General features: G+C 65.3%; 20 protein-coding genes and 1 pseudogene. 3 read left to right on the forward strand and 18 right to left on the reverse strand.

Annotation, left to right across the window (positions count from 1 at the left end; genetic code table 11):
• Window positions 1-380 precede the first annotated feature (380 nt).
• A pseudogene (locus ABT001_RS06940) lies at window positions 381-499 on the forward strand (GntR family transcriptional regulator); the annotation flags it as partial.
• A gap of 585 nt (window positions 500-1,084) precedes the next feature.
• Here ABT001_RS06940 and ABT001_RS06945 read toward each other — a convergent pair.
• The 12 genes from ABT001_RS06945 to ABT001_RS07000 form a co-directional block, all read right to left on the reverse strand.
• Window positions 1,085-2,248: a tyrosine-type recombinase/integrase gene (locus ABT001_RS06945; RefSeq protein WP_351273416.1), complete on the reverse strand. Its 1,164-nt coding sequence runs from the start codon at window positions 2,246-2,248 to the stop codon at window positions 1,085-1,087.
• Window positions 2,248-2,475: a helix-turn-helix domain-containing protein gene (locus ABT001_RS06950; protein ID WP_351273419.1), complete on the reverse strand. Its 228-nt coding sequence runs from the start codon at window positions 2,473-2,475 to the stop codon at window positions 2,248-2,250. The genes ABT001_RS06945 and ABT001_RS06950 overlap by 1 nt, the downstream gene beginning before the upstream one ends.
• Window positions 2,472-3,887 carry a replication initiator protein RepSA gene (gene repSA, locus ABT001_RS06955; protein ID WP_351273421.1) on the reverse strand — a complete coding sequence of 472 codons (1,416 nt, stop codon included), beginning with the start codon at window positions 3,885-3,887 and terminating at the stop codon, window positions 2,472-2,474. Before repSA ends, ABT001_RS06950 begins: the two co-directional genes overlap by 4 nt.
• Window positions 3,888-3,978: 91 nt before the next feature.
• Complete coding sequence (locus ABT001_RS06960; protein ID WP_351273424.1) at window positions 3,979-4,293, reverse strand: SpdD-like protein; 315 nt, start codon at window positions 4,291-4,293, stop codon at window positions 3,979-3,981.
• Between the two features lie 27 nt (window positions 4,294-4,320).
• On the reverse strand, window positions 4,321-4,476 hold the full coding sequence (locus tag ABT001_RS06965) for a hypothetical protein (protein WP_010060553.1): 156 nt from the start codon (window positions 4,474-4,476) through the stop codon (window positions 4,321-4,323).
• A gap of 12 nt (window positions 4,477-4,488) precedes the next feature.
• Window positions 4,489-4,680 carry a mobile element transfer protein gene (locus tag ABT001_RS06970; protein ID WP_003967784.1) on the reverse strand — a complete coding sequence of 64 codons (192 nt, stop codon included), beginning with the start codon at window positions 4,678-4,680 and terminating at the stop codon, window positions 4,489-4,491.
• A 5-nt stretch (window positions 4,681-4,685) separates the two neighbouring features.
• Window positions 4,686-4,871, reverse strand: coding sequence for a hypothetical protein (locus ABT001_RS06975; protein WP_351273428.1), 186 nt, complete (start codon window positions 4,869-4,871; stop codon window positions 4,686-4,688).
• Window positions 4,872-4,889: 18 nt separating this feature from the next.
• A complete protein-coding gene (locus ABT001_RS06980; protein WP_351273431.1) occupies window positions 4,890-5,555 on the reverse strand; it encodes a DUF2637 domain-containing protein in 666 nt (221 codons plus the stop codon).
• Window positions 5,555-5,740, reverse strand: a complete 186-nt coding sequence (locus tag ABT001_RS06985; RefSeq protein WP_003967787.1) for a hypothetical protein — start codon at window positions 5,738-5,740, stop codon at window positions 5,555-5,557. Before ABT001_RS06985 ends, ABT001_RS06980 begins: the two co-directional genes overlap by 1 nt.
• An 82-nt stretch (window positions 5,741-5,822) precedes the next feature.
• Complete coding sequence (locus ABT001_RS06990) at window positions 5,823-7,175, reverse strand: FtsK/SpoIIIE domain-containing protein (RefSeq protein WP_351273434.1); 1,353 nt, start codon at window positions 7,173-7,175, stop codon at window positions 5,823-5,825.
• A 2-nt stretch (window positions 7,176-7,177) separates the two neighbouring features.
• Window positions 7,178-7,537 carry an SCO3933 family regulatory protein gene (locus tag ABT001_RS06995; protein WP_351273437.1) on the reverse strand — a complete coding sequence of 120 codons (360 nt, stop codon included), beginning with the start codon at window positions 7,535-7,537 and terminating at the stop codon, window positions 7,178-7,180.
• Window positions 7,538-7,676: 139 nt separating this feature from the next.
• The gene (locus ABT001_RS07000) at window positions 7,677-8,456 is read right to left on the reverse strand and encodes a GntR family transcriptional regulator (RefSeq protein WP_351273440.1); all 780 of its coding nucleotides are present in this window, start codon (window positions 8,454-8,456) and stop codon (window positions 7,677-7,679) included.
• A gap of 18 nt (window positions 8,457-8,474) precedes the next feature.
• Here ABT001_RS07000 and ABT001_RS07005 point away from each other — a divergent pair, with 18 nt between their 5' ends.
• A complete protein-coding gene (locus ABT001_RS07005) occupies window positions 8,475-8,939 on the forward strand; it encodes an NUDIX hydrolase (RefSeq protein WP_351273443.1) in 465 nt (154 codons plus the stop codon).
• 363 nt (window positions 8,940-9,302) lie between these two features.
• Here ABT001_RS07005 and ABT001_RS07010 read toward each other — a convergent pair whose 3' ends face one another.
• The 6 genes from ABT001_RS07010 to ABT001_RS07035 all read right to left on the reverse strand — a co-directional run bounded on the left by ABT001_RS07010 (window position 9,303) and on the right by ABT001_RS07035 (window position 16,988).
• The gene (locus tag ABT001_RS07010; protein WP_351273445.1) at window positions 9,303-12,230 is read right to left on the reverse strand and encodes a DEAD/DEAH box helicase family protein; all 2,928 of its coding nucleotides are present in this window, start codon (window positions 12,228-12,230) and stop codon (window positions 9,303-9,305) included.
• Window positions 12,227-14,296: a site-specific DNA-methyltransferase gene (locus tag ABT001_RS07015; RefSeq protein WP_334567322.1), complete on the reverse strand. Its 2,070-nt coding sequence runs from the start codon at window positions 14,294-14,296 to the stop codon at window positions 12,227-12,229. The genes ABT001_RS07010 and ABT001_RS07015 overlap by 4 nt, the downstream gene beginning before the upstream one ends.
• A gap of 620 nt (window positions 14,297-14,916) precedes the next feature.
• The gene (locus tag ABT001_RS07020) at window positions 14,917-15,225 is read right to left on the reverse strand and encodes a hypothetical protein (protein ID WP_351273448.1); all 309 of its coding nucleotides are present in this window, start codon (window positions 15,223-15,225) and stop codon (window positions 14,917-14,919) included.
• On the reverse strand, window positions 15,222-15,965 hold the full coding sequence (locus ABT001_RS07025; RefSeq protein ID WP_351273451.1) for a GntR family transcriptional regulator: 744 nt from the start codon (window positions 15,963-15,965) through the stop codon (window positions 15,222-15,224). The genes ABT001_RS07020 and ABT001_RS07025 overlap by 4 nt, the downstream gene beginning before the upstream one ends.
• Entirely contained in the window at window positions 15,962-16,186 is a 225-nt protein-coding gene (locus tag ABT001_RS07030; RefSeq protein WP_351273453.1) for a hypothetical protein, read from the reverse strand. The genes ABT001_RS07025 and ABT001_RS07030 overlap by 4 nt, the downstream gene beginning before the upstream one ends.
• Window positions 16,187-16,709: 523 nt before the next feature.
• Window positions 16,710-16,988, reverse strand: a complete 279-nt coding sequence (locus ABT001_RS07035; RefSeq protein WP_351273678.1) for a hypothetical protein — start codon at window positions 16,986-16,988, stop codon at window positions 16,710-16,712.
• 78 nt (window positions 16,989-17,066) lie between these two features.
• Here ABT001_RS07035 and ABT001_RS07040 point away from each other — a divergent pair, with 78 nt between their 5' ends.
• Entirely contained in the window at window positions 17,067-17,822 is a 756-nt protein-coding gene (locus ABT001_RS07040) for a GntR family transcriptional regulator (protein WP_351273456.1), read from the forward strand.
• Window positions 17,823-17,848: the final 26 nt, after the last annotated feature.

Here is a 17,848-nt window from a genome sequence, read left to right on the forward strand (position 1 = left end):
TCCCGCGGCCTGGGAGATGATCTCCGGCAGGACGAACGGGACGGCCGGGGCAGGCTCGGACACGGCGAGGCCGGTACCTGGCAGGCAGCCGACGACCCCGCTGAGCGAGAGGTGGCACTCGCGAAGGCCCGCTGACGCTCTCTGCGCTTGTTCCGCCGGTCAGTGCACTACCTGATCGTTCAGGAGAACAAGGAGCCCACCAGTATCGCGCAGTAGTGCACGCACTGGTGCCACCGCTTGCAGTAGCGCTTCGCCCGCCACAACGAACGCCGTGTGAACTGCTTCTCGCACCAAACGCACTTGCGAGTCGTCCCATCCCCCATGGCCACGACCCTATCGGCCAACGGCGACGCCCCGAAAAGCCCGGCTAGCGGTGCTGCGGAGTCGTGAACCGCCTGGCCGCGATCGGAGTCACCGTCAGCCATGCGGTGGAGCGGCCCGAACCACGGGAGGGACCGCCGAGGAAGCATCGCTACTCGGCGTCCAGAGGGCCGCACTCGAACAGCGGTGCCCGGCGGGGCGCGGGCATGGCAAAGGCCCCCGACCATACGTGCTGGTCAGGGGCCTCTCGCCTGCGGTGGGTGTGGGATTTGAACCCACGGTCACATCGCTGCGACGACGGTTTTCAAGACCTTTTGGTGATCACGACCGTTGACCGCTGGACCGCAGCTCAGACGGGTGCTGTCTCCCCTGGGGAGCCCGTCTTCATCGTCATCGTGCCCGCTACGTGCCCCACGGGTATCGCGGGAGCCCGCTGGCGCGCTCCGCGCTTGCTCGGCCGGTCAGTGCACCACCTGATCGTTCAGGAGAACAGGGAGCCCACCAGTATCGCGCCGTAGTGCGTGTATTGGTGCCGCCGCTTGCAGTAGCGCTTCGCCCGCCACAACGAACGCCGCGTGAACTCCTTCTCACACCAAACGCACTTGCGAGTCTTCGCATCCCCCATGACGACGACCCTATCGGCCAACGCCAACGCACCGAACAGGAACCGGCCCGACCGTGTTCCCAGGGGAGACGGTGCTTCTCCTGGGCGGCCCACCGGTGCTGCTTCCGGTCCTCGGCGAGCCGCCACGTCTCCCGCACATCAGACGGGTGCGAATACCCCAGCAGAGCCGTCATCATCATCGCTGCGTGTCCCAGGCTCATGACCGCCGAGCCAGGAGTCCGCCGCTTCCGCCACCTGGTCGTCACGGCCGACAACTGGTCGGGCGTAGTGCCGAGTCGTCACGCTGGCGTTCGAGTGCCCGAGCCGGTGCGCGGCGGTCATCACGCCGTACCGGTCGGCGACCCATGTGCCGTGCGAGGCGCGGAGGTCGTGCGGCGTGACGTCGGTGAGCCCGGCCGCCGCCACAGCGGGGTCGAAGTACGCCTTGCGCCATTGGTTGTAGCGCAGAGGCTTCCCGCCGGGCGTGACGAAGAGGAGAGCATCCTCCCCGCCGGGCAGCGTCTCCAGGTGCCGGCCGATCCGCGCCGCGAGTGACGGCCCGATCCGCAGGACCCGCTTCTGATGGGACTTGGGAGTGTCGAAGACGAGGGTGCCGTTCGCTTCGGCCAGGTTCTCGTCGACGAGGACCAGGCCGCCAGGTACGTCGATGTCCATCCGCCGCAGCGCGAACGCCTCCCCGACCCGCAGGCCCGCGTAGGCGAGCAAGGAGATCAGCAGGTCATGCGGCTTCGTCGCGCTCCGCACAATCCGTGAGGCTTCCAGCGGGGTGAGGATGTGCGGCTCGGTCTGCGGCATGCGAGGCAGCTTCACGCCCCTGCACGGGGTCTGCCCGATCATCTCGTTGTCGACGGCCGCCCGCATGATCTGCGAGAGCACGCGGTAGGCCTGTCTGATTCGCGATGCGCTGAGACCGCGCGTCTTCATCGCACCGACCCATTCCACGATGGTGATCGGCCGGAGGCTGGACAGCTCACGCTCACCGAGCGCCGGAACGATCAGCGAGTTGATCAGGGATCGGTACGACGCCTGTGTCTTGTGCTTGAGCTGCGGGGAGACCGCGGTGAGCCATCGTGCCGACCAATCGCGGACGGTGGTCCGTCCCTCGGCGGGATCCAGCCAGCGGCCCTCCTCCATCTCGATTCGCTTCCGTGCCAGCCAGCGATCGGCGTCCGTCGTTGTCGCGAACGTCTGATCAGCGGCACGCAGCACGCCGTCAGGCCCCGGATACCGAGCCTGGAACCGGCCGGACGGCAGCTTCCGAATCCGACCGAAGGCGCGTCGGGACTTACGCTTGGCGGCCATCAGGCGGCCCTCCGGTGCGAGTACGCCGAGGCGCGTCGTAGGACGATCGGCGCCACCGTGTGGGCGCTGACGTACTCCTCTACAGCGCTCTCGGGGATACGGACGTGTCGGCCGACCTTGACGAACGTGATGCGGCGTTCCTCGATGAGCCGGCGAGGGAAGCGGAGACCGGTGCCGAGGCGTTCGGCAACCTGATTCACGGTGAGCAGTCGGTCCGGCACGGTCACCACTCCCCCTCGTTGGCAGTGCGGTCCTTCAGTGCGTCGCGGGCGGTCTCGCGGTTGGTCTGGAGGTCACGGGCGATGGTGGCGGCGAGAGCTCCTTCGCCGGGGGTGTGCCCGTGGCCGACGTACTGCCAGTCCGTCAGGACGAGGACGGTGTCCGGTTCACGGTCGGCCAGGCCGAGGACGGTCGCTTCCTGCGAAGCGCGGTAGTCGGCGCGTTCCTGGCGGAGGGCGCCGAGGGTGGTCGAGTAGGTGCGGGACTTGGACGAGAAGTGGCCGCGAAAACCGAGCATGTGGGCCCAGGCCCAGAGGCGCCGGTCCGGATAGAGGCTGTCGAGCTCACGGCACGCGGTGATGAGCCGACGGGTGTGATCGGGAACGCGGTGGCGGTCGAGTTCGGCCAGTTCGCCGATGCGGCGGTCCAGGGTGCCGGTGTTCTCGGCGGCTTTGGTGGCGTACTTGGCCACGTACGAGGCGACTGCCTGTTCGGTGACATCCGAGCCGTCGCCGAAGGCCTTGACCGGGCGGACGTCGAGCTGTCGGCCCCACCGAAAGGTCCGGGGCGGCTGGCCACCGGTAGCCGGGACGGAGACCGACGTGTACGAGTGCGCGGCTGCGGCTCGTATCGCGTCGGTGAGGAGATCGACCGTGGCCCAAGAGGGCGGCGGCGTACGAGGTCCCTCCGGGCCGTCGAGACGTACGACGGCGTGGAAGTGGAGGGCTCCGCGCTTCTGGAATTCGGCGACCTTGCCGAAGGAGACGCGGAGATGGTCGCCCAGCTCACGGCGTGGGATACCTGCGTGGATGGCGAGTTCGCGGCGAAGTCGGGTGGTGAAGCGCTGCCAGAGCTCCCCGGCATGGTTGTTGAAGAGCACAGCGCCCGCGTAGTCGTAGGTCTCCGGATCAAGGGCGGAGCCCAGGTCCCCGGAGTCCGAGACGTGCGCTGTGCCGCACCGGCAGGTGCCACGGTCGGGGCGGTTGTGGACGGGGCCGAACGAGGGTGCGGTGAGGGTGGCGAAGACGCGCGGGTGGTCGCGGACTGCGGCGGTGATGTCGCGGCGGTCGTCTCCGGCGAGGCCGGCGCGGATCAGGTGGTAGGTGTCGCCCGCGTAGGTCCAGGCGCAGGAGGGGCAGCGGGAGGCCCGGCGGTTGCCGCAGGCGATGCGGAGGCGCCCGCCCGGCTCGTACGCGGTCGAGTAGCGGTGCAGGGTCTCGCCGGTGGTCTTGTCCTTGTGGGTCACCCAGCCGCTCAGATGGACGGGGTCGGCACAGCCGCCGGTGCGGCGGATCTGGTCCTCCCAGCGGGTGTAGTCGGAGGCCGAGGCCACCCGGAGGACGTCCCCGAGGACGGTCGGGTCGAGATGTGGGGCGGGCATGGACCGCTTCTGTTTCGAGGGTGAGGGCCGGTGGGCCATGCTGGGGGTTCCTTCCGGTTGTGAGATCGATCGGTGGGCACGGCTCCCGGGCGGCGGATGCTTGGCGGTATCGAGGCCGCCCGGGGGCCGGTCAGCGGCGTTTGGCGTCGGACGCGATCAGGGAGCGCAGGACGACCGCGCAGACGGCGACCGATGTGCTGGTGACCGCGACCGCCAGGAGCAGCGAGACCAGAACGGTGCCGACGACCAGGACGACGGCAGTACCGGCACCGACGAGCGCGACCGCGGTGCCGGGGGTGAGCTGTACGACCGGACGGGACGGCGCAGGGGCGGCGGCGGGTGACGGGGCAGACGTGCCCGGCGTGATGGTGGTCGGCTGGACGACGGCGGGCGGGGTGGCCAGGCCCGAGGGCTGCGGCATTGTCGGGATCTTGGGCTGGAACATGAGTGGTTCTCCTCTCCCGGGCGCGGGTTACTTGACGGCGGTGTCGATGACGGAAGCGAAGAGGCTGTCGGCGAGGAGGTAGCCGCCGAGGAGGAGCACGCAGATCAGCCACACCGGCGGGCGGAAGAGCTTGATGCCGAGGTAGCCGACAACCAGCAGGGCGATCCAGAGGGGGACGTCCATGGACGCTGTCTCCTAACGGACGGTGCAGCGGTGGGTACGGGCGGCGAGTTGGGCGGCGGTCCGGCTGGAGTAGTCGGCGGACCAGCCGCAGCGGTCGGCAGTGCAGACGGCGGCGTGGGCGGTGCGGCCGGTGCGGTCGCGGTGGGTGCCGATCTGCACGGGGCCGATACGCATCACAGAGTGGAAGCTGTCGCGGGCGGGCATGCCGGTCAGCCCCTTTCGGTCGTCGGGTCGATGTACTGGGCGCGGATGCTGCGGGCGGTGGCCGGGTCGTCGACGCGTCGTGCGGCTTCCTCGGCGAGCAGGTGGGCGAGGAAGGGGCGTCCGGCTGTGGCCATCTCATGCGCTGCGTCGAGGTAGTCGGCCACGGTCAGGTCGGCGGGATCGTGAGTCATCTCAGTGCTCCTTTGCGGTCAGCTGAGGCGGGCGGCGATGGCGTCGGCGAGGTGGGGCGGAACGCCGAGGCGGGAGCGGAGGGTGTCGGTGTCGATCGGTGATCCGGTACGGGTGCGGTACTCGTCGGCGACCTTGCGGGCGTGGTCGATCAGCACGGCGGGAACGGGCGGATCCGGGGACGGGGCCGGGGGTGAGGACAGGGCCGTTGTCGCAGGGGGTTCATCGGCCTGGGATGGGATCGGGGCGGCGTCAGGCACACGCGCCGGCCCGACGTCCTCCGTCTCCGTGACGGCGGCTGGAGGAACCGGCTCCGGCTTCCCCGACGAATGGGCGAGGAGAGTGCCACCGAGGAAGGCGAGTGCGGGCCATCCGGCGATGCCGAGCCGGAGCGGGGCCGGCGGGTCGGCCAGGTCGAGGAACCCGGCGGTGGCGACGTTGGCGCCGAGCGAGGCGAACAGGGCGATCAGGAACCAGCACCAGGCCAACCGAGACGGGCCCTCACTGCGCAACCGACGCCAGGCGGCGACAAGGAGCAGGTCGACGCTGACCGGGTAGGCCCATGCCTTCCAGCCGTCCTGTCCAGCCGCGGCGGCGAGGTCGTGCAGGTGCGCGAAGGACAGAGCTCCGGCGATGACCGCCTGGATCAACACCGCGTCGATCCGGAGACCGTGCCGGGCGCCCATCAGGAGTCCTCAGCGGGGTCGGAGTCATCCGGAAACGTGCCCGGCGGCGGCTCCGGCAGTGACACGGCGAGGGACGGGCTGACGACGTCCACGAAGTCGAGGTCGGCGCCGCCCATCTCGGCGTACAGGGCGAGTTGGCCGAGCAGAAGCACGGTCCGGGCGAAGTCCTCGCAGTCGGGGCACATGGCGGTTCTCCCTTCTCTGGGCATGGCAGTGGTAGGGACTCGGCGCGAAGACGGTCACGCCTACCGGGTGGGGGGAGAGAAATCAGGCGGTGGCCGGAGAGGCCTTCGCCGGTGGCACCAGCTCGGTGGCGGTGCCGGTGGTGGGCCGGAAAGGGGCCAGCTCAGGCAGGTCCGGGGTCCTGTCGGCGTGCCGGTTGCAGAGGTTCACGGCCTGGCGGAGCGAGGTGTGCGGAGCGCGGATGCGGTGCCAACCGCCGGACGCGTCTCCCGCGATGGCGAGGCCTCGCAGTTCGGCGGGAATCTGGATGGCGGCGAGGACCGCGTCCGGGGCGATGTCGCCGAAGGCCATGTTGGCGGAGGTCTCGTCGTTGAGACGGTGGGCGGTGCGGCCGGTGAGTTGAGCGCGGAGCATGGTGATGCCCTTGCCGAGTTCGGAGCCGAAGCGCTGTCCGCAGATTTCGAGGTAGATACCGGCGGCGCGGCCCAGCTGCGCGAGACGGACCAGGGCGGTGATGATGCGGTCCCGCCGCTTCTCCTCCTCCTTCGTTGCGTACAGGGCGAGTTCGGCCACCTCGTCGACCAGGACGACGACCGGGGTCGGGCGGAGCTCATCGGGCAGGTCCCAGATGTCGGCGGCGATCTCCGCGTCCGGCACATCGACGGTGATGCGCTGCTGGGTACGGATGAGGCGGTAGACGTCCGCCATCCGCGCCACGAGTGCATCGAGGAGTTCGGCAGCGGTGTCCGGGCTGTCGGCCAGCGCTGAGAACCGGCGCGCCAGCGGGAAGAGTTCGACCCCCTGCTTGCAGTCGATGCCGACGAGGGCAACGTCCAGAGGAGCGAGGCCGGCGACCAGGTTGCGTTGGTAGACCGACTTGCCGGACTCCGTGGCGCCGAGGGTGAGGGCGTGAGGTATCGCGCGGTAGTCGCGGTAGTGCACCGATCCGTCCTCCCGAAGGGCGACCGGTACCCGCATCGCCCGGGTCTCCGTCTCAGCAGGCATCTGCACCCGCTTGAGCACGTCGTATCCGGTCATCCGCACCTCGACGACACCGGACCGCACCTCACGCGAGGTCACGCCGAACATCGAGAATGAGTGCCGAAGCCGGTCCGAGGCCGCAGCGATGTCGAAGACGTCTTGGCCGGGGCGGAGCTTGAGTCGGAGGACCAAGCCGGTGCGAGTCGGCCGCAGTCGCCGGATACGCGGTGGGCGGGACTCAGGTATCGGCCGGTTGGTGGCCCGAGCCAGAGATAACCGCCACCGCGCCGGCGGAACGGTCAACCCGCACGCGTCCATGACCGAGCGGTACCGGACCAAGACCCGCAGCGCGGCCAGAGTGACCCCGAAGGCCAGCCAGTACCAGGCGGGTCGCCGCCACCGCAGGAGACCCGCAGCGGCGACGACCAGCACCAGAGCGACCGTGGAGGCGGTCATGATCAGGCCGCCTTCGACCCTGCGGCGGCGACGTCGGCGAGCGAGGTGACCGCGACCGCCCGGAACGCGATGCCGTGCCGCCGCTGGCCGTTGAAGTCGTTCTCCCACGGACGTGCGACCAGGCCGGTGAGCGCGACCGGCGTACCCATGGCCAGCTCACCGCTGATGCCGGGCTCCGGAACGGTGACGGACAAGATCTCCACCTCCTCGTTGGCCGCGAACATCACGTCAACGGTCATGAGCTGAGCACCGGTCTCCATGTCGGTAGCGATCTCACCGGTGCGGCGGTCACGGACCTTGACCTGCGGAGACTTGGCGACCATCACGACAGCGCTGGAGGTGTCGACGGGAATCTGACGCACAGCAGATCACTCCTCTATAGATGCTGAACTCCGTCACTCATATACATGAGTGACATGAAGAAGAGTGCCTGACTCCTGTACATGAGTCAACCCGCCGCGAAGAAGAACTCACGACGGGTTGAGGGAAGTTGAGCGGACGTCAGTCGTCGGCAGGGATCCGATACTCGAAAACGAACTGGTCAGCGGCCATGAGCGTGTCGCACACCTCGACCACCCGACCCCCGGTCGTACGGGCCTCCCGGATCAGGTGAACCACGGGCGCACCAGGGCTGAGCGCCAGTTCCGACGCCTCCGACTTCGAGGCCGGGCGCGCTTGCAGCGTCTCGACGAACTCCGCGAACTCATGCCCGTGGTCTTCGAGTCGGGCGTAGATGCCACCGCCCCCGGGGTTCTCGGCGAACAGCTCGGGGATCTCCTTCACCACGTCCCAGGGCAGGTATGACGAGGCGGTCTCCACCGGGGTGCCGTTACGGAAGTAGAGGCGACGACGGGCCAACACCTGCGTACCGGCGGGGACGCCCAGACGCTCGGCGGCATCCTGGGGCGCGTCCATGGGACCGATGTAGAGGACGCTGACTTTCGCGGTGGCGCCGGACTGTGCGGACTCCGCGAGGTACGCGGCCTGGCCACCCTGCCGGAGCGAACGCCGGAAGCGATCGGAGGAGCGGTGCCGTACGGGGGGCCGGTTCTTCACGATCGAGCCCTTGCCATGCCTGGTCTCGACGAGGCCACTCGCCCGTACCTCGACCATGGCCTTACGGATCGTTCCGCCGGAGACACCGTAGCGGTCCACCAGCTCGGATTCGCTCGGCACCATGTCGCCGGCCTTGAGAACCCCCGCCCGGATCTGCTGCACCAGGTCATCAGCGATCTGCACATACCGAGGACCGGAACCGGCCCCTCCTGCCGCAGTTCCCATAGTCCTTCCCTGCCTCCTATGCTCCTCTACATGAGTCAACCACAGGAAGCGACACCCACTCCCCTGCACTCCGTGTCCGTCGCCGGAGTAGTGGTGCGCGAGGACGGCCGCCTCCTGGCGATCCGCCGAGCCGACAACGGCACCTGGGAGCTCCCCGGCGGCATCCTCGAACTCAACGAGACACCCGAGGCCGGCGTTGCCCGCGAGGTCCGGGAAGAGACAGGCATCCACGTCGAGGTGGACCAGCTCACCGGCGTCTACAAGAACACAACCCGAGGCATCGTTGCTTTGGTCTTCCGCTGCAAGCCCTCCGGCGGGACCGAGCGCACATCAAGCGAGTCGACAGCCGTCTCCTGGCTCACACCCGACGAAGTCAGCGAGCGCATGGCCGAGGTCTACGCGGTCCGTCTCCTGGACGCCCTGGACGGCAACGGCCCTCACGTGCGGAGCCACGACGGCAAGCAGCTCATCACAGCGGGATAAGACTTTCTCTACTTCATCAAGACCCGCGCACGGCGCGGGCGCGCGCCGCCTCAGCGGCGCGGCCTGCCTCCTGTCTTCGCCCCGGCTGGCCGCGCCAGGCGGCGCGCTCGGCGACTGCGGGCATGAAGTAGGAGACACCCTCTATACCTGGGGCGGTCGGCTCCACGGCTTTAGGCAGCCACTTTGGGGCGAGCCTCTAAGATCATGGCCCCAACGTCGTGCTTTACGGGCAGGTCCACTGACTGCCCGACTCGCCATGAGCTTACGGGGCCATGATCACTCGCCCCAAAGCAGCTCCAGCCCAAAGCCGCTCCACCGACCTCAGCTCGCAGGGACCTCTCGCGAAGGCCCTTCCCTGCACGCCTAAAACATGCTCTCCTGCGCCGGCTGGTCTGTACGCCGCAAACTCATGTAGTGGAGCAGTTCAGAGGCCCGAGCATTCTTGGCTTTCCAGGAACGCACGGCTGTTTCGCCAAGTAGGACGTAATTCCAGTAGAGATCTCCTCGGAGGTGCCCCGGGAGCTGATTGAGCTGCTCACACCATGCTAGGGCAGCTCGCTGCTTACGCTGGACGTTCTCGTCGCTCAGGGCTGACTGCGCCTTAGTCTCGACAACATAGACGTCGGTGTCCGTACGCACTAGGAAGTCTGGCGAGTACTGCGCAGGCATGCCATCCGCTTTAAGGTAAGGACGACGCAGGAAACCATGACGGTACTCATGAATCTTCAACAGCGCCTCTACTCGGGAGTCCTGATCAGCCCATTCGATGAAGAGACGCTCTAGACCCCCACCCTCAGAGGGAACCGGGAGCTTCGGATAGATGCACTTCCTGACATCGACGCTCGAGCTAGAGCGGACGGGAATGGTCCTAACATCCGACAGGAATCGATGCTGCACGATCGCTTCGGATACAGACTGGGTCGCCTGAACTTCGGTCAGCTTTGTGGCGAATACCCCTGCGATGTCGTGGGCGACGTCATCCAGTAGCAGCACACGCCAATTCTCCTGCTCAAGCGGGTCGAAATCCTGGTTGAACATCCGCCGACGGATATAGGTGTCCAACCAGCCCGTCAGTAGTGGCTTATAGGCCTGGAGGATCGGATATTGACTGATCTCTTTGTACTTGCCCGCACTCGTTGTGAGGTTGCGACCTAGCGCCTCAGTAATGCGGGTTGTCATGCGGGAGAGATAGTCATTATATCCGGTGGCCGTGAGGATACCGCCATCGACGCGATAATCGCCATACTGCGTGCCAGTTTGGGCGTCCTCAGAGACAAATCGGTCGCCTTGCCCCACCTGCCGGATTAGCCAATCGACCTGATACTTGCTGACTGGAAGCACAAGCGGATCAACGCTGGGCCGCTTCAACTCCTCGTCCGCGTCCCTAATGATTATGGGGACTTCGAAGTCATACGCTTGGCACCCCGGCCGCAAGTCGACGTTTTCCAGGTCACCTGTGGCGCCTGTCGAGTCCGCGTCGTCCCCCACCTCGCCGACAAGGTCACCGCCGAGCAATTGCTCGTAAAACCGCGAAAAGGCCGGATGCTCAACGATGAACAGAACGTCGAAGTAGTTATTCGGCTCCTCGCGACGAGCAATGCGTTCACGGGTCTCCCGCTTTAGCTCGTCGATGGCCTCGTTGCCGCGCCACATAAGGCGCAGACCGCGCCCGATGGTCTGTTCGAGTAGAATCGATGCCTCCGAAGAGCGCAGAGGCACCACGACGCAAATGTTGTTTACGTCGAAACCTTCGCGAAGCATTAGCACCGAGATGATGACCTTCGGCTGCTTATGCCGATCGACGTCGAAGAGGCGCTCGCGGAGCGGTTCCCAATTCTTCTGTCCCAGCTCTGCCTTGCGGCCAGAATCCACGCGGAGGATGTCTTCTTCAGAAAGTCCAGCACTCTGCAAGAACTCCATGACATACGGCGTCACCGTGGTGTCTTCACAGACCACCAGGAGCTTGGGGTGCTTTTCCGGGTCGACCTCGCTGAACTGGTCTTCCAGTATCTGTAGCTTTTTCAGCCCGGCTCGCAGCATGACCCGCTGGCCATCTGACAGGCCGGTCACACGCTTCTGTTCGTCCCGTTCCGCCTTGAAGTCCAACGGCAAGGCGGCCACATCTTTACGCTTGTCAAGCGTCAACGCCTTCACCAAGCCAGCTCGCATGGCAGATGTTAGGTCGAAGTCAACTACGATGTGTGGGAAGTACTGTCGGCCCTTCTTCGCCCCCGAACCAACCTCATTGTACGGGGTTGCCGAGAAGTCCACTTGGATGAAGCGCGAGCCCTTAGTCGAGGCGATTTCCCTAAGGCTTTTCTGCCACTCCACGTCCGTGACCTCTTCAGCCTTGCGGACCTCGTGGATATGGTGAGCCTCGTCGTTGAAGACCATCAGGTCAGGCAAGTCTTTGAGCGCCGCTAGTGGCCCACCACGCAAGAAGCGGCGATCTAGGACTTCCAAGGTGTTTCCCGATGCGGTTCCCGGCGTGAGGGGGAGAAAACTCTCAACGGCTGTCTTTGCATCGACCTCACGACCCATGTCGGTTTCGTCCTCATCGACGAAGTCTGGATCTTCCTCCCCTGCCAGCAAGTGCCAGTTAGTAATGGCGACCAGGCCAGATCCGGTGACCTTACGGCCGATCTCACCCTTGGTGACGATAGACGACTGCAGGAAGCCAAATACCGACGTGCGATAGCTGTCCGGGATGAAGAGATCACGCTGCCGGTAGATGTCGCTCGTCGTAAAGTCGCGCTGCCCGTCAACCATCTTTCCTTGGAAGGAATCCAACAGCCGATCGTAAACGATCAGTCCCGGAGCCACGAGTAGGAAGTTACTCGTAAACCGGGCATCCTTCGGATTGGCGATCTTGTTCAGGTACTGCCAAACCAACAGGGCGTTGAGCACCCAAGTCTTTCCAGTACCGGTCGCCATCTTGGCCGCATACTTCGGGTGTGCGTGACGGTCACGGGTGACCTCACCGAAAACGCCACCGTCAAGCATCGCCTCCCCAGCCACTGCCTCATACAACTCACGCAAGCTCGTCGCACCGATGACTTCGTGGGCATAGATGATATGCAGGATCGCGGCACGCTGTCCCTCATGGAAGTTGAGCGCGCGCAGGTCGCAATAGTCCTGTTGGAACCAGAATTTGAGCAATTCTGCCGTTGTCGGCGTCACCTGCCCCGGAAGTTCAGGGCCGCGGCCAGCCACCAGGTCAGGGATCTGCTGGTCGACCAGCTTGGAGATACCAGTCGCGAGTGGAAAAAGATCGCGTTTCACTTGGGTCACCGTTCCACCTCAACGCTTTCGATGACTACCTCAGACTCGAAGCCAAATACATCGACCGCTCGAACACAGACGCGACGAGCACCATCCCTCTTGGGCAGTTGGAGCCGGGCAGTCGTAGTGACGCGCAAAGCATCGTCGTCGTTCTCGGTATTTCCGCGGTAATCCTGCCAGACAGAACGAAATACCTCGCCGTCGTAATCCGGATCAACAGCCCAGTACTCGATGAGCGCTAGCGGCTCATTGTTCATGACCTTTTGCAGCGCGGCGCGGTTCTTTTGGTCAAGGTTGATCGCCTCGGGCGAAAGCAGCACATAGTTCCGAAGATCTACTCGAAGATCCTCACCGTCGCTGGTTTCCTTCCGTGACACAACGCTTGCCTCAAGGTATTGAAGGCTAGCGAAACGAACTTCAGTCGCGAGCTTGTCCGCACCCTTCTTCTTGAGACGGTCCAGGAGGTCCGGCGGGATAACTAGGACTTCCAGATTCGAGTCCTGAAGGTTGGCAATGTCTTGTCCTATGCCAGCCGAAAAATTCCAACCGAGTACGATGACCTTGTCAAAGCCTCCGAGCTTGCTATCGCGGTAGCCCTGGGCGCGGCGAAGTGTCGAGGTAGTCGTTAGCTTGGAGGGGCTGTCAGCAAACACCAGCGTGCGTGAGTTCGGAAGCCGGCCGAGGCTGCCATTAACATTGTCCTCAGGCGGCAGGGGGAGTGCGCCGAACAGGTCGAGCACTACCTTGGCAAGGTCACCAACGCGGAACGACCGGCCCAGCGTCGATCGGGCCTGCTCTACCTGATAGTCACCAATAGCCTGATACAAGAACGGCTTGGCGTCCTGATCGATCAATCGTTTACGGGTGACCATTGTGGCTGGCTTACCGAGATCACTGACTACCCAGCGGCGCCCCAGACGTTCTGCCATGGCAGCGGTAGTACCCGAACCCACAAAGAAGTCGGCAACAATGTCGCCCTCGTCGGAAGAAGCGCGAATGATGCGCTCCAAAAGACGGCCGGGCTTTTGAGTGCCGTAGCCAGTGGTCTCACCCTTTTGCAGAGTTTGAATGTCCGACCAAACGTCCCGAGACCTAACCCCTTCAGCATTAAGGTAGATCTTCTTTTGGGGTACGCGCCCGGATTTCACCCAAAGGATGCCCTCCGCCAACCACTTCTGCGCGGTCTCATACGGCATTCGATAACCACCAGCCGGAGGCTTCTCGCCGAGCCCGAGATCGTACAGGTATCCCCCGCCACCTGGGTTATCGATAGGACCGAGCCGGTATCGCCCGAACTCATCAGCCTTGAGTCGCTTTTCATTTGACTCGGCGTGCGCTTGGAAGACATCATTCCAGAGAACCTTGGTCGGGTCCTTCCGATAGAAGAAGAGGGTGTCGTGAGACTTAATGAATTTCTTATTCTTAGCTGAAGAGTCCCCGATTGCTCCCGGCCAAACAATCTCATTCACAAATGAATCACGCCCGAACACCTCATCGAGAATGATCTTCAGGTAGTGGGCTACGCGATAGTCAATGTGCACATAGATAGATCCGGTGTCGGCTAGCAGCTCGCGCATAAGCACAAGTCTGGGGACGATCATTGCGACATAGGATGCCGTCCCATCCGACCATGTGTCTGAGTAGGCAAACTGCTCAAGTACCGTCGGACGCTGCTCGATGGTTGTGCCCGGAAGCGTAATCTTCGTGCGATAATCCGCTTTCGAGTCGAAGGGCGGGTCAATGTAGATCAGGTTTACCCTGCCCCGCAGGCTCGGCGTGTCCTCGTCACCGGCTAGGAGCGCGGCCATGGCAAGCAGGTTGTCGCCATAGACCAGGCGGTTCAACTGTCCATCGGCTGGCGCGATGTCGCCACCAGCCTCGGTCTGCTGTGCCTGGCGAAACAGGTCGAAGTTCGCCATGTCCTTCGACGGGACGACCAACTCCCGCGTTTGAAGGGAAACTCGGTTTCGCCCCTCCAGCTGCTCCAGTATCTGAGCCGCCTGCCGCTTCCCTGCGGCGACGATGCCCGGCAGCTGCTCCAGAAGCGACTTACCCACTGTCTTCCTCTCGCTCACACCGACGCTCCATGGACTCTTCCCGTGCTCGCGTCAGACTGGCCCGACCCTACCGCGCTGAGGTAGGCCGCAGTATCTGTGTCGGCAAGTCGGCTGGAGAAGCGATTGACGACCATAGGTGCCGGTCCCGCGGCTCTGGCACTCATCATGTGAGTGCAACGGCTGCCCGGTGGCTGTGGACCGTACGTGGACGAGTCTGCCCCGAGGCTAGAGGCACGTGCTTCTGAGTAGGCAAGGCGCCGCTCCAGACTGCGGCCTCCGGAGACGTGTGCACCACAGGCAAACTGATGACTTGTGCGCCAGCAGAGTTGACGTGAGCAGGCGGTCTGTCCGTGGACCCGAGTCGAGTCGCGCTAAACCGGGAACAGGATCGAGTGCGTGTCTAACTATGTGACAACGCCGATAGATAGCGACGGACGCGCACGGACGCCTGCGGACGCTCAGCGCAGGTGAGAGGCGCATCGGCCCAAGGCGCCGCCCCCATCCAAGTTACTTCGGGACGAAGCAGTCCTCAGGCCGTCCAAGGTCGACGAAAGTCAGCCGGCAAAGCCAGAAGCCCACGGCATCTGATCTGGTCAGAGCCATGGGCTTCCCTTGCTGTGCTGGTCGGGGACCGTAGATCAACAGGTGGACTCACGCGGATCGCTCGTTGCCCGGAGGTGGCCGCGGCTCGTTGCGACGCGGTAGACGTCCCGTAGAGCCCCGGTCAGCTCTTTGACCAGGCCCCGCATGTCGTCGATGGACGTCCCCTGATGGTCGAGAGTTTCTGAAGCTTCTTTCAACAAGGCCCTTGCCGTGCCGAGTTGGACCGCTTCGATGTTGTCCGCGAGGCGGGACATGTAGCCGTCGGGGTCGTCCGTGCTCAGGTAGCAAGGCTTGTCCCCCGGACCCGACCACGGGAGGAGCCGAAGCTCGTTCGGTGTTGTCATCCTTGGTCTGGCCTCTCGTTGAGCGCGTGGTGGGCAGTGAAGACGGCGTCGGCTCGGTCTCCCGGAAAGGCCAGGAGCGCGGCCTCAACGACGCGGCCGGCGGCGTCGGTGGCGATGCGGGTGATCGCGAGAACGGCCATGTTGTTTCCGATCCGGAGGGCCGACGCTTCGTCTGGGGTGGGGGAGCGGGCGGAGACCGTCTCTCGGATGGTGGCCGGCGACGGGCCGAGGACGGCGAATCTCGTGGCTGCCTCCCGGCATACGGAGTCGTCGTCGAGGACTCCGGCCGGGGCCAGGTCGCGCGGGATGTAGATGCGGGCCAGCCCGTGCGGTGACCCTTGTTCGAGGCTGAGGCAGGTGTACTCCGCGAGAGGGCTACCCGTCGGCACCTTCATCAACGTCGTCAGGTGCACGGAAGCCGGAACCGTGGTGCTGCGAACCGTGATGCGCAACGTTGGCTCGGCCGCCGTCCAGGGGTCCAGCGTGCCCCAGCCGCCGACGTACATGATCTTGCGGCGGAGGCGACGGACGTAGTTCCCCTTGCCGTGGATCTTCTCGACGAGTCCTTCGCCCTGGAGCACGGCGAGAGCGCGCCGCAGAGTCACCGTGCTGACCCTGTACCGGGCGGCCAGGCCGGCTTCGGACGGCAGACGCTCGCCCGGCTGGATGCTGCCCGTCGTGATCTGGTGGCGTAGGTCGTCGGCGATGTCATGGTGACGAGAGGGCACGGCGCCGGTCACCGCCTTCTCAGCATTCGCAGGGCGACGAGCCGTGTGCGCGCGTGTATGGCCAGCAGTTCACCCGACTCGAAGACCAGTTGCTTGGCCCCCTGGGGGAGCTGGAAGAGGTCTCTCACTCGGTAGGCCTGGCCGCCGAGTTGGATGATGTCGCCGCGCTGCACAGTGGCCGCGGTGACCTCGATGTGGGAAACCAGCGCACCGCTGGAGACTTGAGGCCTCACAGCGTCACATCCACGGGCGCGGACCGGTCGGACGTCGAGTGGCACGGACAGTCACACGTTTCATAGATCACCGGAAGGTCGACCGGTGCCATGAACGGGGAGGACTCAACGCAGGAGGAGTGCGTGCCGATCCGGCACGTGATCGAGCGGTAGGGGGCGGGAGCCGTGTCCGTGGGGTGCGGCTGTCGACGAGGAGGCATCAGTGGGCCTCCGCGAGGGCCGACCAGGCATCGGCCGGCAGATGAGGGGCGACGAGCACCGTGCGCGTCCGTGCACGCTCTTCCCATGCCAGCAGGTACGGCCGGACAAGCGCGACGTCCTCTCCCCTCAGCGGGTGAAGGTGGACCGCGCCGGCCGAAGCCCTGCCTAGGACGACGGTCGACGTGTCAGCGGACACGGTGGAGGTGGGAGCGGCCAGTGGCCGGGAGGGCGTTAAGGGGCGGCGGTGCCGACCATTGGGGAAGCACCGCGCTCTGGTGCGCGCGATGGCATGGCGGATACGGTTGAGCATGCTGTTCAGCTCCTATCGCTGATAGCCCGGTCCCCCGACGTCGCTTGTCGTGGGGACCGTTTTGCGTACGACCGCCCATAAGGTGCGGCCGTTCAAGTTGGTGGCCAGGAGTCCGAATCGATCGGCATTGGCCACCGCGTCCAAGACCTCCCGCCATGAATCGGCGGACAGCGTGTCCGGTACTTCTGCCTCGACCGTCGTGAACCGGGCGTGCTCCTCCACGCGCGGGCAAAGGCCAGCGGCAGACAAGCGGGCAGCGAGAGCCGCCGCGGTCACTCCCGAAGCGGACACAGCGCAGCCCCCGTCACCAGCGATCACTTTCAGTGAAGCTAGTTAACTAGATTAGAGCTAGTGGACTAGATTTTCCATATGTCTGAGCAACCGCCGTACCTCCGCATCGCCGACGAACTCCGGCGGCGCATCGCGGAGCACGTCTGGGAACCGGGTGACCGCCTCCCCTCCCGCGCCCAGATCGGCCAGGAGTGCGGCGTGGGCGAGAACGTGGTGCGCCGGGCACAGGAGTTGCTGATCTCCCAGGGAGTGTTGGAGGGCCGGGCGGGATCGGGGACCTACGTCGCCGAGCCCCGGCAGCGCGTGCGAGTCGTCCGGTCGTCGGCGCGCGAGCAGTCCAGTGGATCCCCGTTCCGCCAGGACATGAAGGCCCTTCGCCGACAGAGCGACTGGGAGAGCCGGACCGACGCGAAGGTGCCGGCCCCGGCGGAGATCGCGACGCGGCTCGGGATCGCCGAGGGCGAGCTGTGCGTGCGGACGACGTACGAGTTCCTTGCGGACGGGAAGCCGGTCCAGCTGTCGACAAGTTGGGAGCCGTACGCCGTCACTGGCGGCACCCTCGTCGTTCTCCCCGAGGGAGGGCCCCACGCGGGGGCCGGGGTCGTGAACCGCATGGCCGTGATCGGAGTCACCATCAGCCACGCGGTGGAGCAGCCCGAACCGAGGCACGCGACCGCCGAGGAGGCATCGCTACTCGGCATCCAGAAGGCCGCACTCGTGACGCACATCCGGCGGACGTACTACAGCGACCAGGGCCGGCCAGTGGAGACAGCGGACATCGTGGTGCCCGCAGCGCACTGCGAGATCGTCTATGAGATCCCCATCAGCCGCTGACCGGCCGACCCCAGCAGCCACAAAAA

Origin of the sequence: Streptomyces sp. NPDC002793, from assembly GCF_040295485.1 — a bacterium.
In the GTDB taxonomy this organism is placed as follows: Bacteria; Actinomycetota; Actinomycetes; order Streptomycetales; family Streptomycetaceae; genus Streptomyces.

Excerpts from the sequence above, each read along its gene's own strand:
- ABT001_RS06945 (WP_351273416.1), bottom strand. The coding sequence starts at position 2,248 with ATGGCCGCCAAGCGTAAGTCCCGACGCGCCTTCGGTCGGATTCGGAAG.
- repSA (WP_351273421.1), bottom strand. The coding sequence starts at position 3,887 with ATGGCCCACCGGCCCTCACCCTCGAAACAGAAGCGGTCCATGCCCGCC.
- ABT001_RS06960 (WP_351273424.1), bottom strand. The coding sequence starts at position 4,293 with ATGTTCCAGCCCAAGATCCCGACAATGCCGCAGCCCTCGGGCCTGGCC.
- ABT001_RS06965 (WP_010060553.1), bottom strand. The coding sequence starts at position 4,476 with ATGGACGTCCCCCTCTGGATCGCCCTGCTGGTTGTCGGCTACCTCGGC.
- ABT001_RS06970 (WP_003967784.1), bottom strand. The coding sequence starts at position 4,680 with ATGCCCGCCCGCGACAGCTTCCACTCTGTGATGCGTATCGGCCCCGTG.
- ABT001_RS06975 (WP_351273428.1), bottom strand. The coding sequence starts at position 4,871 with ATGACTCACGATCCCGCCGACCTGACCGTGGCCGACTACCTCGACGCA.
- ABT001_RS06980 (WP_351273431.1), bottom strand. The coding sequence starts at position 5,555 with ATGGGCGCCCGGCACGGTCTCCGGATCGACGCGGTGTTGATCCAGGCG.
- ABT001_RS06985 (WP_003967787.1), bottom strand. The coding sequence starts at position 5,740 with ATGTGCCCCGACTGCGAGGACTTCGCCCGGACCGTGCTTCTGCTCGGC.
- ABT001_RS06990 (WP_351273434.1), bottom strand. The coding sequence starts at position 7,175 with ATGACCGCCTCCACGGTCGCTCTGGTGCTGGTCGTCGCCGCTGCGGGT.
- ABT001_RS07000 (WP_351273440.1), bottom strand. The coding sequence starts at position 8,456 with ATGGGAACTGCGGCAGGAGGGGCCGGTTCCGGTCCTCGGTATGTGCAG.
- ABT001_RS07005 (WP_351273443.1), top strand. The coding sequence starts at position 8,475 with ATGCTCCTCTACATGAGTCAACCACAGGAAGCGACACCCACTCCCCTG.
- ABT001_RS07020 (WP_351273448.1), bottom strand. The coding sequence starts at position 15,225 with ATGACAACACCGAACGAGCTTCGGCTCCTCCCGTGGTCGGGTCCGGGG.
- ABT001_RS07040 (WP_351273456.1), top strand. The coding sequence starts at position 17,067 with ATGTCTGAGCAACCGCCGTACCTCCGCATCGCCGACGAACTCCGGCGG.